At 68.8% G+C, this 15760-nt stretch carries 11 protein-coding genes and 1 riboswitch; of the genes, 7 read left to right on the top strand and 4 right to left on the bottom strand.

Features of this window, described 5'->3' with window-relative positions; all coding sequences use genetic code 11:
• The first annotated feature begins 68 nt into the window (after positions 1–68).
• Positions 69–1565: a glycosyltransferase 87 family protein gene (locus tag IT779_RS26410; RefSeq protein ID WP_332838971.1), complete on the top strand. Its 1497-nt coding sequence runs from the start codon at positions 69–71 to the stop codon at positions 1563–1565.
• Here the strand turns inward: IT779_RS26410 and cobN are convergent.
• Together cobN and IT779_RS26400 are read right to left on the bottom strand one after the other, a co-directional pair.
• A complete protein-coding gene (gene cobN, locus IT779_RS26405; RefSeq protein ID WP_196152126.1) occupies positions 1529–5380 on the bottom strand; it encodes a cobaltochelatase subunit CobN in 3852 nt (1283 codons plus the stop codon). The two genes, IT779_RS26410 and cobN, sit on opposite strands and share 37 nt — an antisense overlap.
• 32 nt (positions 5381–5412) lie before the next feature.
• Positions 5413–5534: riboswitch (cobalamin riboswitch) on the bottom strand.
• Positions 5511–6164 carry a TetR/AcrR family transcriptional regulator gene (locus tag IT779_RS26400; RefSeq protein ID WP_196152125.1) on the bottom strand — a complete coding sequence of 218 codons (654 nt, stop codon included), beginning with the start codon at positions 6162–6164 and terminating at the stop codon, positions 5511–5513. (Overlaps the previous riboswitch by 24 nt.)
• Before the next feature lie 201 nt (positions 6165–6365).
• Between IT779_RS26400 and IT779_RS26395 the strand changes: the two genes are divergently transcribed.
• Both IT779_RS26395 and cobG read left to right on the top strand, forming a co-directional pair.
• Complete coding sequence (locus IT779_RS26395) at positions 6366–7931, top strand: MFS transporter (RefSeq protein ID WP_196152124.1); 1566 nt, start codon at positions 6366–6368, stop codon at positions 7929–7931.
• Between the two features lie 25 nt (positions 7932–7956).
• Positions 7957–9129, top strand: coding sequence for a precorrin-3B synthase (gene cobG, locus IT779_RS26390; RefSeq protein ID WP_196152123.1), 1173 nt, complete (start codon positions 7957–7959; stop codon positions 9127–9129).
• Between the two features lie 260 nt (positions 9130–9389).
• Here cobG and IT779_RS26385 read toward each other — a convergent pair whose 3' ends face one another.
• Positions 9390–9968 (bottom strand): TetR/AcrR family transcriptional regulator, encoded by a 579-nt coding sequence (locus IT779_RS26385; protein ID WP_196152122.1) that lies wholly within the window; start codon positions 9966–9968, stop codon positions 9390–9392.
• 596 nt (positions 9969–10564) lie between these two features.
• Between IT779_RS26385 and IT779_RS26380 the strand changes: the two genes are divergently transcribed.
• Positions 10565–10783, top strand: a complete 219-nt coding sequence (locus IT779_RS26380; protein WP_196152121.1) for a hypothetical protein — start codon at positions 10565–10567, stop codon at positions 10781–10783.
• A 112-nt stretch (positions 10784–10895) separates the two neighbouring features.
• The gene (locus IT779_RS26375) at positions 10896–11378 is read left to right on the top strand and encodes a MarR family winged helix-turn-helix transcriptional regulator (RefSeq protein WP_196152120.1); all 483 of its coding nucleotides are present in this window, start codon (positions 10896–10898) and stop codon (positions 11376–11378) included.
• A gap of 117 nt (positions 11379–11495) precedes the next feature.
• On the opposite strand, the gene IT779_RS26370 is transcribed toward IT779_RS26375, so the two are convergent.
• Complete coding sequence (locus IT779_RS26370) at positions 11496–12671, bottom strand: TetR/AcrR family transcriptional regulator (RefSeq protein WP_196152119.1); 1176 nt, start codon at positions 12669–12671, stop codon at positions 11496–11498.
• Between the two features lie 676 nt (positions 12672–13347).
• On the opposite strand from IT779_RS26370, the gene IT779_RS26365 reads away from it, so the two are divergent.
• Both IT779_RS26365 and IT779_RS26360 read left to right on the top strand, forming a co-directional pair.
• Positions 13348–14598: a cytochrome P450 gene (locus tag IT779_RS26365; RefSeq protein ID WP_196152118.1), complete on the top strand. Its 1251-nt coding sequence runs from the start codon at positions 13348–13350 to the stop codon at positions 14596–14598.
• Between the two features lie 44 nt (positions 14599–14642).
• Positions 14643–15737 carry an NAD(P)-dependent alcohol dehydrogenase gene (locus tag IT779_RS26360; RefSeq protein ID WP_196152117.1) on the top strand — a complete coding sequence of 365 codons (1095 nt, stop codon included), beginning with the start codon at positions 14643–14645 and terminating at the stop codon, positions 15735–15737.
• Positions 15738–15760 lie beyond the last annotated feature (23 nt).

Raw genomic sequence — 15760 nt, 5'->3', positions numbered from 1 at the left:
ATCCCGACCGTGCGGGATAGCCTCCCCCACCGAGGATTTCGGCGTAGCGGCGGCTAGGCTGCGGCGTTGTGCGCGGGCTGTCGTTGGTAGCGAAGGTGTGGGCGGTGTGGGCGGTCACGCGTCTGCTCATCGTGGTGTTCACCGGGGTGACGGCGCTGCCGCACAGCGTGTGGGACGCCTCGGCCGCCGACATCACGCTGTATCGGACCTGGGCCGGGGACATGGTGTCCGGGCACGGGTTCCCCCTCACGGACGAGCGGTGGCAGTATCCGCCGCTGACCGGCGCGCTGCTGGTCGCGCCGTGGCTGCTCGGCGGCGGGCACGCCTACAACTGGTTCTTCTTCGCAGTGGTCGCCGCGGCCGACGCGGGGGCATTGGCGCTGCTGATCCGGGCGGCACGCCGCGAAGGCAGCGCATCGGCACCGCGCGAAGGCAGCGCATCGGCACCGCGCGAAGGCAGCGCATCGGCACAGCGGGGGCCGTGGATGTGGGTGCTCGGCGTGGCGCTGGTCGGTCGAGTCTGTTACGGGCGAATCGATCTCGTGGTCGCGGTCGCGGCGATCGCGGCGCTGCTGTGGGTAACGCGCAGGCCGCTGGCGGCGGGGGCGGCCGTCGCGGCGGGGGCGTTGCTGAAGCTGTGGCCGGTGCTGGTGCTGCTCGGCCTGCGCGGGCGTGCGCTGCGGCCGGTGAGTGCGGCGGCGGCCGGTATCGGAGCCGTGACGGCGGCGGCGCTGACGGCGTGGAGTCCGGGGGCGTGGTCGTTCCTGCGGTTCCAGTCCGAACGCGGCCTGCAGATCGAATCACCCGCCGCCACACCGCTGCTGATCGCGCGGTGGATCCACGGCGGCTGGACCATCACGCACCGCTACGGCGCCGAGGAACTGTCGGGTCCGCTGGTGTCGGCGGTGGCGCGCGGATGCGTGCTCGCCACCCTCGTCGGCGGCGCGGCGCTGCTCGTGGTGCGCCTGCGATATCGGCCGCCCGTCGCGGATCTGGCGTTGTGCGCGGTGCTGCTCGTCATGGTGACCAGTCGCGTGCTCAGCCCGCAGTACGTCGTGTGGGCGGTCGCGGTCGCCGCGGTGTGCGCCCTCGATCCCCGCACGACCCAACGCCCCGTCTTCGCGGTACTGCTCGCTGCCGCGTTCGCGACCCAGGTCGAATTCCCGTTCGTCTACGACCGGGTCGCCACCGGAAGCCTGCCCGGCGTAATCGTGCTGACGCTGCGCAACGGCCTGCTGCTGTGGGCCGCAGGGTGGTCGGCGCTGCTACTGTGCCGCAGGTCCGCACCGGAGTCGCCCGACACATCGGCGATCGCCGACGAAAGCCGCAGCGGCGGGCAGGCATCGGACAGCGCACCCGTGCGCTCCGGTGCCGTGGTGGACACCGGCACCCCCGCACCGGATCGCCGGACGTCTCCACCGCACGCCGGTAGCGGGCGACACGACGCAGGCCCCCGCACGTATGGCGGTCGACGCGAACCCACGACCCGACGCGGCTACTTACGGCACCCCGCATCGCAGACGTTCGCCTACTCGAGTTCGCCTTCTGTCTCCAGGTACACCTGACGCAGCCGATCCAGAGTCTCGGCTTCCGGGGCCGACCACATGCCGCGTTCGGCCGCCTCGAGGAGGCGTTCCGCGATGCCGTGCAGCGCCCACGGGTTCGACTGCTCCATGAACTTGCGGTTCACGTCGTCGAAAACGTAGCTCTCGGTGAGCTTCTCGTACATCCAGTCGGCGACCACGTCGGTGGTGGCGTCGTAGCCGAACAGGTAGTCGACGGTGGCGGCCATTTCGAAGGCGCCCTTGTAGCCGTGCCTGCGCATGGCCTCGAGCCAACGCGGGTTGACCACGCGCGCGCGGAACACCCGCGAGGTCTCCTCCGACAGGGTGCGGGTGCGCACGGCGTCGGGGCGGGTGCTGTCGCCGATGTAGGCCTCGGGGTTGCGGCCGGTGAGCGCGCGCACGGTGGCGACCATGCCGCCGTGGTACTGGAAGTAGTCGTCGGAGTCGGCGATGTCGTGTTCGCGGGTGTCGGTGTTCTTGGCGGCCACAGTGATTCGGCGGTAGGCGGTGCGCATGTCGTCGGCGGCGGGCGCGCCGTCGAGGTCGCGGCCGTAGGCGAATCCGCCCCACGCGGTGTAGACCTGCGCGAGGTCGTCGTCGGTGCGCCAGCTCTTGGAGTCGATCAGCTGGAGCAGGCCCGCGCCGTAGGTGCCGGGTTTCGAACCGAAGATCCGCGTGGTCGCGCGGCGCCGGTCGCCGTGTTCGGCCTGATCGGCGTCGGCGTGCGCGCGAACGTAATTGGATTCGGCGGGTTCGTCGAGGTCGGCGACCAAGCGCACCGCGTCGTCGAGCATGGCGAGCACGTGCGGGAAGGCGTCGCGGAAGAAGCCGCTGATGCGGACCGTCACGTCGATGCGCGGGCGGTCCATTTCGGCGAGCGGGATCGCCTCGAGGGTGGTGACGCGGCGGCTGGCCTCGTCCCACACCGGCCGCACGCCGAGCAGCGCGAGCACCTCGGCGATATCGTCGCCTGAGGTGCGCATGGCCGAGGTGCCCCACACCGACAGGCCCACCGAGCGCGGGTACTCGCCGTGGTCGTCGCGATAGCGGCGCAGCAGCGAATCCGCCATGGCCTGACCGGTTTCCCAGGCCAGCCGCGACGGCACCGCCTTGGGGTCGACGGAGTAGAAGTTGCGACCCGTCGGCAGCACGTTGATCAAGCCGCGCAACGGCGACCCGCTCGGCCCCGCGGGCACGAAGCCGCCGTTCAGGGCGTGCAGCACCCGCTCGATCTCGATCCCGGTCTGACGCACTCGAGGCGCTACCTCCGCAGCGGCGAAGCGCAGCACCGTGCCGACCGCGGCGAGCCGCGAATCGGACTCGACAGCACCGAGGGCAGATTCGGCAGCGAACCGCAACTCGGATTCCACAGCAGGCCGGACCTCGGACTCCGCGACGGACCGAACCTCGGATTCAGCAGCACCGGGAACGGATTCGGCAGCAAGCCGCAACTCGGATTCCACAGCAGGCCGGACCTCGGAGCCTGCGGCGGGCCGGACCTCGGAGCCTACGACACCAGAGGCAGATTCGGTGACGCCGAGGGCGGATTCGGTGATGGCGGCGCTGAAATCGCGCAGAATCCCGTCCACCGCGTCCACCGACCACCCGGTGGCCTGCAACGCGCCGACCAGCGCACGCGCGGTGGCCTCGGCGGTGTCCACCGAAACGCGTGCGGCGGCGCCGGATTCGTCCAGTCCGAGCGCTTCGCGCAGGCCGGGCACATTGCGCTCGCCGCCCCACAGTTGACGCGCGCGCAGCATGGCGAGCACGAGGTCGAGTTCGGTCTCGCCGGACGGCGCCTGACCGAGAATGTGCAGGCCGTCGCGGATCTGCACGTCCTTGATCTCGCACAGCCAGCCGTCGACGTGCAGGAGCATGTCGTCGAAGGATTCTTCGTCGGGCCGCTCGGTGAGGCCGAGGTCGTGGTCCATTTCGGCGGCGCGCATGAGGGTCCAGATCTGCTGCCGGATGGCGGGCAGTTTCGCGGGGTCGAGCGCGGAGATGTTGGCGTGTTCGTCGAGCAGCTGTTCGAGGCGGGAGATGTCGCCGTAGCTCTCGGCCCGCGCCATCGGCGGAATCAGGTGGTCGACCAGGGTGGCGTGCGCGCGGCGCTTGGCCTGGGTGCCCTCACCGGGGTCGTTCACCAGGAACGGATAGATCAGCGGCAGGTCGCCGAGCGCGGCGTCGGTGCCGCAGGAGGCGGACATGCCGAGGGTCTTGCCTGGCAGCCATTCCAGGTTTCCGTGCTTGCCGAGGTGCACCATGGCGTCGGCGCCGAAGCCGCCATCGGCCTCGGGCGCGCGCAGCCAGCGGTAGGCGGCCAGGTAGTGGTGGCTCGGCGGCAGATCGGGATCGTGGTAGATCGCCACCGGATTCTCGCCGAAGCCGCGCGGCGGCTGCACCATCAGCACGAGATTGCCGAAACGCAGTGCGGCGATGACGATCTCGCCCGCCGGATCGCCGGAGCGGTCGACGTAGAGTTCGCCCGGCGGCGGACCCCACGCCTGCACCACGGCCTCGCGCAGATCCTGCGGCAGAGTGTCGAACCAGCGCGCGTAGGTAGCCGCGCCCAGACGAATCGGGTTGCCGGCCAACTGTTCCGCGCTCAGCCAGTCGGGATCCTGGCCGCCCGCGGCGATCAGCGCGTGGATCAGCGCGTCGCCGTCACCCTCGGCCAGACCCGGGATCTCCCCCGGCGCGCCGAGATCGTAACCGGCCGAACGCATCGCGTCGAGCAGCCGGATCGCGCTGGCCGGGGTGTCGAGGCCGACCGCGTTGCCGATGCGGGCGTGCTTGGTCGGATAGGCCGACAGCATCAGCGCGATCCGCTTGTCCGCCGCGGGAATTCGGCGCAGTCGCGCGTAGCGCACGGCGATACCAGCCACTCGCGCCGCGCGTTCGGCGTCGGGAACGTAGGTGGACAGGCCGTCGGCGTCGAATTCCTTGAAGGAGAACGGCACCGTGATGATGCGGCCGTCGAATTCCGGCACAGCGACCTGGGTCGCGACATCCAGCGGCGACAGGCCGTCGTCGTTGGCCTCCCACTGGGAGCGGCCGCTGGTCAGGCACAGTCCCTGCAGGATCGGCACGTCGAGTTCGGCCAACGCGGCGACATCCCATGCCTCGTCCTCGCCGCCCGCCGACGCGGTGGCCGGTTTGGTGCCGCCCGCGGCGAGCACCGTCACCACCAGCGCGTCGGCGCGGCGCAGGGTGTCGAGCAGTGCGGGTTCGGCGGTGCGCAGCGAGGCGCAGTACAGCGGCAGCGGCCTGGCGCCCGCGTCCTCGACGGCGGCGCACAGCGCGTCGATGTAGCCGGTGTTGCCCGCCAGATGCTGGGCCCGGTAGTAGATCACCGCGACGGTGGGCGCGGATTCGTCGGCGGGGCGCGCGGCGCGGTCGAGTTCGCCCCAGTTCGGCAGGTGCACGGGCGGTTCGAAGCCGTGTCCGGTGAGCAGCACCGTGTCGGAGAGGAAGTTGTGGAGTTGGCGCAGGTTCTCCGCGCCGCCCGCGGCCAGGTAGTTGTGCGCGTCGGCGGCCACACCGCCCGGCACGGTGGAACATTCCATGAGTTCGGCGTCGGGGGCGATCTCACCGCCGAGGGCGACCAGCGGGATTCCGTGGGCGCGCAGCGCGTCGAGCCCGTCCTCCCAGGCCCGCTTGCCGCCGAGGATGCGCACGATCACCAGGTCGACCCCGTCGAGCAGCGCGGGCAGGTCCGCCACCAGCAACCTGGCCGGATTGCCCCAGCGGTACTCGGCGCCGCTGGCGCGCGCGCTCAACAGGTCGGTGTCGGACGTGGACAGCAGCAGGATCACGGGTGACCTTCCTCGGGTGACGCGCCCATCGGGGGTTGCGGTGCTCGCCGGAGAGGGTCTGGCTGTTCACAGTGGCGCGACCGCACCGGAATTCCACCGGTTTCCTCGTCGCCCGCCGAGCAACCAGATGCTACCCGGCGGCGAATCCCGGAATTCTCGGGTGTCCCGCGTCCGATTCGGCGACCGTGCGGGCGGCGGCGCGCGCGGCGAGGAAGTCGTCGACGATCTGGGCGCACTGGGCGTGCGTCGGCGCGCCGAGGCCGATGAGTTTGGTGAACACCAGCGGCCCGACCAACTGGGAGAGCGCGAAGAAGATGTCGAAGTCGCCGAGTTGCGCGCGCGCCTCGGCGGTGTCGAGGACCAGGTCGAACGGCACCCGGTACTGGTCGATGAGGCGGCGGCTCAGGGAGGTGAGTTCGGGGCTGTCGGCGCCGCGCTCGGCGCCGGTGGCGAGCCAGGCCAGGGTGGAGATCTGCAGCGGCGCGTCGTGGATCGCGTCGGCTTGACGTTCCAGCAGGGCGATGAGACGGTCGCGCAGCGGTCCCGGCGGCGGGGTCTCCAGCACCGGCGGCAGCAGTCGCTCGATCGTGGCCGCCCGCAACTGCACGGCGTTGTCGAAATGTCGATACAACGTGGTCTTGGCGACCTTCGAGAGCTTGGTCACACCTTCGACGGTGACCGCTTCCAGCCCACCGGATTTCAGGAGCGCGACCGACGCGTCGAGCAGCCGGTTGCGCGAGCGCACGCGACGGGGGTCGATTGCGGCCTCATCCTCACCGTTCATACCGACCCCTCACCGTTCATATCGACAACAGCCTTCCGCACCGCCGCTCCATTGTCATTGTCCTCGTCCGGCGGGCGAATACGGCGGGCAGGCCGAGCCGCGACCGGGCCGGGACGTGGCCGAGGTCACGCGGGCTATCGGTGCACGGCGAACTTATGCTACTGCTAGTAGCGCAGCGATACCGAGAGTTTCGGAGACCCGATGGATGTCAACCGACGCGGTGGCCTGACCGGCGTGCATCGCTGGCTGCTCACCCTGTCCTGCCTGGCCGTGACCTTGGTGATCGCCTCGATGGCGGCCCTCTACACGGCACTGCCGGAGATCGCCGCCGACACCGGCGCCAGCCAGGTCCAACTGACCTGGATCGTGGACGGATACACCCTCGCGCTGGCTTGTCTCGTACTGCCCGCGGGCGCCCTCGGCGACCGCTACGGACGCCGAGCGGCCCTCATCGCGGGCCTGATCGTGTTCGCGCTGGCATCCGCGCTGCCGCTGCTGCTCGACAGCCCCACCTGGCTGATCACCGCGCGCGGCCTGGCGGGCGTCGGCGCGGCCCTGGTCATGCCGTCCACCCTGTCGCTGATCACCGCGAGCTTCCCCCCGGAGCGCCGCAACGGGGCCATCGGGCTGTGGGCGGGCGTCGCGGGCGTCGGCGCCATCCTCGGCATCCTCGGCTCGGGAATCCTGCTGGAGTACTGGTCCTGGATTTCGGTGTTCGTCGGCATGACCGCCGCGGGCGTCGTCCTGTCGATCGCCGCGTTCACCGTCCCCGAATCAACCGACAGCGCAAGGCCCGCGTTCGACCCCTTCGGCGCGGTGACCGGCGCGCTGGCCGTCGGCGCGATCGTGGTGGCGGCGATCGAGGTGCCCGCGCGCGGCTGGCTCGCCCCCGTGGTGCTCGTCGCCGCCGCCGTCGCGGTGGTCTCGGCGATCGCGTTCGTCATGATCGAACTGCGCGTCGCCTACCCGCTGCTCGACGTGCGCCTGTTCGCCGACCGCGGCTTCGGCAGCGGCACCGCCATCGTGGCGCTGCAGTTCCTGGTCGGGTTCGGCATGTTCATGCTGATCGTGCAGTATTTCCAGCTGATCTTCGGCTACCGCCCGCTGGTGTCGGCGCTGGCCATGGCGCCGATGATGCTGCCGATGGTCACCATCTCGGCGTTCGCGCCCCGGCTCAGCGAACGGATCGGACTGCGCCTGCCCGCCGCGGGCGGTCTGGTCTTGATCGGCATCGCGCTGATCGCCCTCGGCGGGGTCGGCGTCGACGCTTCCTACGTCGACATCCTGTGGCCGCTGCTCATCATGAGCACCGGCATCGGCTTGTGCACCGCACCCGCCACCGCCGCGATCATCGCGGGCACTCCGGTGGCGAAACACGGCGTCGCCGCCGCGGTCAACGACGCGGCGCGCGAAGTCGGCGCGGCCATCGGCATCGCCGTCGGCGGCAGCGTGCTCGCCGCCGGATACAGCGACCGCATCGCGCCCGCGCTGCCCCGCCTGCCCGAGGAGGCCAGGGGCCCGGTCGAGGATTCGCTGGCCGCCGCGCTACAGGTCGCCGAACGCGCGGGGCCGACGGGGCAACCGCTGGCCGACTTCGCCCGCGAAGCGTTCGTGTACGGCATGCACCACTCCGCCGTGGCACTGGGCTGCCTGACCCTGGTCGGCGCGGTCGGCATCGCGATCTGGGCGCCGGGCCGTCGCCGGACCCCCGAACCGGCCGCAGCCGTCCCCACCTCGGAACGGCAGGAGCAGACCGTCGCGAGTTAACGGCGCGCCGTAGGCTGGCGGTGCCATGACCCGACGCGCTCCCGACTCCTGCCCCGGCGTGCTGCGGCTGCACCGAGCGGCCGACGGCCCGCTGGCCCGCATCCGCCTGCCCGGCGGGCAGCTGACTCCCGCGCGGCTGGCCGAACTCGCCGCGATCACCACCGACCTGGCCGACGGGAACATCGAACTCACCTCGCGCGGCAACCTCCAGCTGCGCCGGGTCCGAGACGCCGCCGCGCTCACCGATCGGCTCACCGCCGCCGGGTTGCTGCCGAGCCGCACCCATGAACGGGTGCGCAATATCGTCGCCTCACCGCTGTCGGGACGTCTCGGCGGACTGGCCGACATGCGTGATCTGGTCGTCGCACTGGACGAGGGTCTGTGTGCCGCACCGGAACTCGCCGAGCTGCCGGGGCGGGTGCTGATCACCTTGGACGACGGGCGCGGCGATGTGAGCGCGCTGTCCGGCGACATCGGAGTGCACGCCGTCGGGGCCGACGAATTCGCGCTGGTGCTCGCGGGCCGCGACAGCGGGGTGCGGATCGGCGCGGCCACCGCGGTCGACGTGCTCCTGACCGCCGCCCGCGGATTTCTCGCGCTCGACTCCGGTCAGTGGCGGCTGCACGACATCACCGACGGTCCCGCCCGCGTACTCGACCACCTCGGCCTGACACCCGCCGTCGAACCCCTCGAGTTTACTGCGGCACAAGATGATCCGATCGGCTGGTTGACCCAGGACGACGGCGCGGTCACGCTCGGCGCGGGCGTGCGACTCGGCACGCTGCCCGCGCGCACCGCCGAATTCGTCGCCGCGGTCGACCATCCGATTCTCGTCACCCCGTGGCGCGGTCTACTCGTCACCGATCTCGACGAATGGGCCGCCGAACAGGTGGTGCGCGTGCTGGCTCCGATGGGGTTGATCTTCGATGCCGAATCCCCGTGGCTGCGGGTCAGCGCGTGTGCGGGCCTGCCCGGATGCGCGAAATCGCACACCGATGTCCGGGCCGACGCCTCCGACGCCGTCACCTCCGGCCGCGTCCTCGATGGGGAGACCGCCCACCCCACCGAGCCGATATCCGCCGGCAAGATCACGGTGGGCGGCCGTCAGCACTGGTCGGGATGCGAGCGCCGGTGCGGTCGTCCGCGCGGCGAAGTCACCGATGTCACCGCCACGCCCGATGGGTACCGGATCGACTGATTCCATCTCGGCCTGCCAACGGGCATGGACATGGTTCCGCCGCGGACTCCGACCACGAACGGGTGGTCGGTGTGGACCCACAGCGGACCACCCGACCAGCCGGGCCCGAGGTCTTCGCGCAGCCTGCTGACGGAGGTGCCGCGCGCGACACTCCGGGCCGAGCCGCTCCGAGCGGACCTCCCGTGCCGGTTCGCGACCGGATTGTTCGATCATCCTGTGCACAGCGCGATTTCGAGGTGCGTCCGGCGCCGAAGGCGCCGTCACCGGATGATGCCGCGCAGGAGCAGATCGATGACCTGCCCGGCGGGCTGATGCGTGACCCTGGTGAGCACGCGATAGAGCAGTCCGCCGAAGAGGGTCTCGGACAGGGCATCCAGAGATACATCCGAACGGATCTGGCCGAGTTCGACCGCGACGGCGAACCGCCGGGCCAGCGCCTGCCGTAGCGGGCCGGTGATCAAGGCGTAGAGGCGATCCGCCTCCTCGTTGCTCTCCGCCGAGGCGGCGGTCCAGCCTCGCAGGATCGCAGCCGCCCTCGGATCGCGCAGCAGTCGCAACCGACCTTCCCACCATGTGGCCAGGTCCGCCGCGAAGTCTCCGGTGTCCGGCGGGGCGAGAACCTCACTGTCCATCAACCCCTCGGTCACCGCCTCGGCGACCACAGCGGCTTTCGACGACCACCAGCGATACAGTGTCGGGCGACCGACCCCGGCACGGGCCGCGATGGCTTCGATGGTCAGCGCCTCGTAGCCACTCTCGGCCAGCAGATCACGCGTCGCCTGCAGGATCGCCCGGTGCGCCCGGTCGCTTCTGGGCCGACCACCTCGATTGGTCGTCATGACCGCAGGCTGACAGGCCACGAAACAACACCCGATACAACGCCGTTCGCATGACGCACCACGTCCGTTGAGACCTCCACATGCCGACGCCCACACCACAGCCGATCGCCGTCGATGACCTCCGATACAAAAAAGGTTTCACAACGTATTGAAACCTGGGGTTCGTGCCGGCGAGGCTCTGCGCCGGAACTTCTCGAATACGACGCTGTCCGCGGTCGCGACGCTCGGTCGGACATTGCGAACTCACCGGGCACGATCCACCTCGGGTTCGGGAATGTGGAAACTGTTCGCGGCCCTCGCCGCGCGCGGCTACCTCGTGGTCCGGTAGTGGCGGTCGATACCCGATTGCCCGAATCCGCTGCTTCGGTACTGTTGGCGGACAACGGGATTCAGATGGCGCGCAAATGCGGCAGTCGCTGCCGTATCTGATTCCATATCGGCGAGCAATGGACTGTTCAGACGAAGGCCCTTCGAATCGGTGCGTAATCCGAGTCATAACCATCGGTTGTCGCCGCAGTTGTTGGACTTACCTCGGCAGAAGTCACAAGCTGGAACAGTCGACCTGTTGTGAGTCGATTGGTGCAGGAGGACGAAGTATGCGCGCACGAGTCGAGGACGTGGTCGACTTCTTCGCGAAGTGTCCGCGATGCGGCTATCACGCCACCGCCACCCGGACCGTCCGTGAACTGGATTCGGGTCGGATCGAGACCGAGATGCGGGCCACCTGCGGGCTGCCATGTGGATGGGAGCAGACCGTAGGAGCCGTACCGCCGCCGCACCGTTCCCCCGACACCGATCGAGGGCATTGGTGGTGATCGACCGCACCGTCCGTGGCAGGTATGGAATCGGCCCGCGACTCGGAATGAGCACGACATCGAGATCCGCGGCCGCGCAGACCTGACGCCTGTTCGAGTGGAGTTCGAGACAATGCATTCCGAATCGGTTCGCCTGCTCGAGTTCGAAGCGATGGTGTTGATGCTGCACCAGCTCAGAATGGACCGCTGCGGCGCTGTCGACGACCTCGAGCGCAGCGGCTACCTCGTGCTGAACTGGCTCCGCGCCCGCGGTCCGCTGTCGATCAGTGAGCTGAGCGAGTCGTTCTCGGTGGACAATTCGACCGTGTATCGACAGACCGCGACGCTGCTACGCCTCGGATTGGTCGAGCGCATCAGCGATCCCGGCGGCGGCATGGCCCGCAAATTCCGCGTCACCCCCTCGGGCGACCGGAGTCTCGATCGCGCACGCCACCGAAGAACCGCGATGCTTCGAGAGTTCCTGGGAGACTGGGACATCGAGGAGATCGCCGACTTCGCTTCCCGCCTCGCGCGATTCAATGCCGAGGTCGAACGCTACCGCCGCGAACAACACCCCGCGCGCGAAGCGACCGAGAGCGAGGCCATGTCCCCCTGACTTCTCGAAGGTGCCCGACGCGTCCGGGGTGCGCATCTTCCCGCGCTACTCGTTCGACGAGCAGATGGTGCACCGGTGGCGTAGTGCGCAGCCGCGTGATCGACTGGGAGAAGCACGTTACGGCGAGAACCCACGCTCGTCGCCCGCGCGCCCGTCGGCACTGGCTACGAGCAGTGCGATGAACACCTCCATGACCCTCCTCACCTCCGGGAAATTCCCGCCGTAGGAGATCACTCCCGTTGTCAGTGAGCCGATCAGCGCCCACAACATCGTCGCGGCGTCGCCCGCGCTCGGCACACGCACCGCGGACAGATCGCGCAGCAGGGTCTCGCGTGCGGTCGCGATGACCTCGCCCAGCACAGCTTGGACACGTTCGTCCCCGATGGAGTACAGCAACACGTTCACGCGGAAGAACTCGGGATCGGCTTCGAAGGCGTCGAGCGCGGCGCGGACTCGCGCCGACACCCGCGCTTCCGGGCGCAGATCATCCCTATTCGCGATGACGCCGCTATGTGTGAACCAGTCCCGGATCACCTCCGCGTACACGGCTTCCTTCGACGGGAAGTACCGGTACAGGGTGCCCAACGAGATATCGGCGTCCCTGGCGATGTTCGTCACGTGGATCTGCTCGTAGGAGTTCTCGCGCAATGCCTCTCGCGCGCATTCCACGATCCGCCGTCGACGCCGCTGCTTGAAGGTCGGCAGTTCCGCGGCGACCGGCGCGCCGGCGTCGCTGTTGACCTTGTGATCTCCCGTGACGGGCGATATCGGGTCCCCGACCGAGAGTCGGATCATCTGGTCGACGAGGTGATGTGCGTCGGCGAAGGCGGCGCCGTGGTAGACCGAGGCCATGACCGCGGCGTGCACGATCGCCTGCATGATGACCGCGGCATCGCGCGGCGCCACCCGCGTGGAATCGATGAAATCGTCGTGGAAGTACCGATGGGTGCGTGCGCCGACATCGAGGAGTTCACTCTTCACCACCGGGTCGGAGCTGGAGAACAAGGTGACAGCGAGCCTGAAGAACTGGGGACTCTCGGCGAACGCGGTGATCATGGCGTGGGCGCGGATCCGGGCGCGTTCGGGGCCGACCGCGGTGCTCGCGCGTAGGTGATTGGCGTCGACCCATTCCCGGAGCACGACGGCGTACAGCGAATCCTTGGACGGAAAATAGCGATACAACGTCGCCTTGGCCAGGCCTGCCGCGCGTGCCACGTCGTCGATCTTGATTCGGTCGAACTCCCCGACCGCGAGGCAGTCGAACGCGGCATCGACGATCTTCCGGTAACGCACGCGGCGCTGCACGGGCTCGCCGGCAGAAACAGAACTCCGAGTCTCATCGGATTGCCGCGAACGTGCCGACGTCATCGAATCACACTCCGTCTCTCTCGCATCGCCGACACCACACCGCGATAACTACGTGGCAGGCCGCAGGTCACCCGACCTCGACCATCGTAGCCCTTCCCTGCGCCGAATATGCCAGGTAGAAGGCAATCAGCGCGGTCCACCGACCTCGATCGCGCATCGTCGAGCGGACAACGCGACACGGTTGCCACATGCCGAGCGGACCTCTAGGCAAATTTGCCGCAGCGTATTGAAATGAGAACCTAAGTCTTGTTAATCTCTGTGAGCGGTGTCACCGGCTGCTCCGTCACGATCCGGCCGCACCTGATGCCCCGATGCGTGGGCGCGCGTTCAAGGAGAACCACCGAATTGCCCCTTCCCCAGACGCCGATGGATGGCGAAACCGTCAGCAGCGCTGATACTTTCGCCGCCGAGGCCCGTTCGACCGGTGCGTCGTTCGCGCGGGCCCCCGCCCGACCTGTCGTTCGGCGGTGCCGAGTCGAGCGGGAACGGCCAGTGCGGGCTCGATGAACGCACCCGATTCCAGGCGGTCACCACCGCGGCCACCGCGAGCTGCTCGCGAAGCATCCTCCGATCCGACAGCAGAGTCCGACAGGAAACCATCATGGAGTTGTTCAGTACCAGCCACCCGTTCACCACCGATATCGATATCTCGTCGTCGGCGTTCTGGGCGCGGCCGTTCGCCGAGCGGGAGAAATCCTTCGCCAGGCTGCGCGCGGAAGCGCCGGTCAGCTGGCACCCACCGGTGGCCTACCACTCACCGCACAACCAGCAGGGTTTCTGGGCGGTCACGAGGGCGGCCGATATCACCACGGTCAGCACGAACAGCGAAGTCTTCCAGTCGAAGTACGGAACCACACTCGACCCGACCGACCCCGCGGGTGCGGCCGCCAGCTTCTTCCTCGGCATGGACCCGCCCGAGCACACCCTCTACCGCGGCCTCGTCAACGCGGCGTTCACCCCGAAGCAGATCAAACGCATCGAATCGAGCATCGTCGCCAACGCCGAGTCGATCGTCGACGACCTGATCGGTGCGGGCGATATCGACTTCGTGGAGCGCTGTTCGTCGCGACTTCCGATGGAAACCATCTCGGACATGGTCGGCGTGCCCGAGGCCGATCGCAAACGCGTCGCGCGGGCCGCGGAGAATCTGGTCGGCGGTCTCGACGTGGCGGGACTCGAAGGTGAGGCCAAGCTCCTCAAGCTGATGGAGGAGGCGGGGTTCCTCTTCACCATCGCCAAGGATCTCGCGGTATTCCGCCGCAAGAATCCCGGCGACGATCTGATGACCAACCTGGTCGAGGCCCGCATCGACGGACATGGCCTGACCGATGATCACATCGGCGCTTTCATGCTGCTCATGAGTGTCGCGGGCAACGACACCACCAAGCAGACCACCACCAGGTCGATGCTCTCCTTGAGCGAGCATCCCGATCAGCGGGACTGGCTGATCGAGAACATGGACGCGGTGATGATGCAGGCGGTCGACGAGTTCGTTCGCCACGCCACCCCCGTGATCCAGTTCTCACGCACCGCCTCGGTCGATGTCGAACTCGGCGGGCAACAGATCGCCGCGGGCGACAAGGTCGTCATGTTCTACTGCTCGGGCAATCGCGACGAGACCGTGTTCACCGACCCGGAAGTCTTCGACCTCGGCCGCCCGCGCACCCGCCATGTCGCATTCGGCGGCGGTGGAGTGCACTACTGCCTCGGCCACAACGTCGCGAAGGTCCAACTGCGCTCGATCATCGGCGAACTGCTGCGCAGAGTGCCGAAGATCGAATTCGGCGAACCCGTGCGGCTGGTCAGCAATTTCATCAACGGCATCGAATCCCTGCCCGCGCACATCAGCTGAATCCCTCTCTCTCCCAGTCATATCGAAAATCTCGAAGGAATCCAGTGACCACGTCGCTCTCCGCCGTCATCCGCGACCCCGCGGCGCCGTTCTCGATCGAATCGATCCACCTCGACGATCCCGGTCCGGCGGAGGCATTGGTCCGCATCGTGGCCACCGGGTTCTGCCACACCGATCTCGTCGGACGTAGTGGACTGCTCGGCGAACACTTCCTCCCGGCTGTCCTCGGGCACGAAGGAGCGGGCATCGTGGAGAAGGTGGGAGTCGGGGTCACCTCGGTGGCGCCCGGCGATCACGTGGTGCTCAGCTTCGATTCGTGCGGTGTCTGCGCGTCCTGTCACGCCGGGCGCCCCACCGATTGCGAGGCGTTCGAGGCGCGCAACCTCCTCGGGCTCACGCCGGACGGCCGCCGCACCGCCCGTGACGCGGCGGGTGCGCCGATCACCAACCGCTGGTTCGGGCAGTCCTCGTTCGGGCAGTACGCCCTGGCGACCGAACGCAATCTGGTGAAGGTCCGCGACGACGTCCCGCTCGAAAAGCTCGGTCCGCTCGGGTGTGGCGTGCAGACCGGAGCAGGTTCCGTGCTGAACGTGATGCGGCTCGGCGCGGGACAGTCCCTCGCCGTTTTCGGCGCGGGCGCGGTGGGTCTCTCGGCGATCATGGCGGCCAAACTCTGCGGTGCGGGTGAGATCGTCGCGGTCGATCTCAATTCGGATCGGCGCGACCTCGCGCTCGAACTCGGCGCGACGCGCGCGGTGGACGGCTCGGACGGCGATGTCGTCGCCGCCGTACGCGGCGATTCGGGCGGACTGGATTTCAGCTTCGACACCACCGGCGTCGCGGCGGTGATGGCCAACGCCGTGCGCGTGCTGCGCAGGCCGGGCGCCTGCGTGCTCGTCGGGTCCGGCCTGGAGATGCTGACCGTGCACCCGTCCGAATTGACCGGCAAGACGGTGACTTTCAGCTACGAGGGCGGAGCGGTTCCGCAGAATTTCATCCCTCGTCTGATCGACCTGTGGCAACGAGGTCTGTTCCCGTTCGATCGATTGATCGACACCTACGAGCTCGCCGATATCTCCCGGGCCGAGGTCGACGCGGCGGCGGGCGTGACCGTCAAGCCGGTCATCGTGATGCCCTGATTCCGCCGACGCGTGCGCGGGCA

It is taken from the genome of Nocardia bovistercoris (assembly GCF_015674855.1).
GTDB classification, from domain to species: domain Bacteria; phylum Actinomycetota; class Actinomycetes; order Mycobacteriales; family Mycobacteriaceae; genus Nocardia; species Nocardia bovistercoris.
Note: the sequence above shows the minus strand (reverse complement) of the source record. Positions and strands in the feature narration are given on the sequence as shown.

Excerpts from the sequence above, each read along its gene's own strand:
- IT779_RS26400 (WP_196152125.1), bottom strand. The coding sequence starts at position 6,164 with ATGAACGGTGAGGATGAGGCCGCAATCGACCCCCGTCGCGTGCGCTCG.
- IT779_RS26395 (WP_196152124.1), top strand. The coding sequence starts at position 6,366 with ATGGATGTCAACCGACGCGGTGGCCTGACCGGCGTGCATCGCTGGCTG.
- cobG (WP_196152123.1), top strand. The coding sequence starts at position 7,957 with ATGACCCGACGCGCTCCCGACTCCTGCCCCGGCGTGCTGCGGCTGCAC.
- IT779_RS26385 (WP_196152122.1), bottom strand. The coding sequence starts at position 9,968 with ATGACGACCAATCGAGGTGGTCGGCCCAGAAGCGACCGGGCGCACCGG.
- IT779_RS26380 (WP_196152121.1), top strand. The coding sequence starts at position 10,565 with ATGCGCGCACGAGTCGAGGACGTGGTCGACTTCTTCGCGAAGTGTCCG.
- IT779_RS26375 (WP_196152120.1), top strand. The coding sequence starts at position 10,896 with ATGCATTCCGAATCGGTTCGCCTGCTCGAGTTCGAAGCGATGGTGTTG.
- IT779_RS26365 (WP_196152118.1), top strand. The coding sequence starts at position 13,348 with ATGGAGTTGTTCAGTACCAGCCACCCGTTCACCACCGATATCGATATC.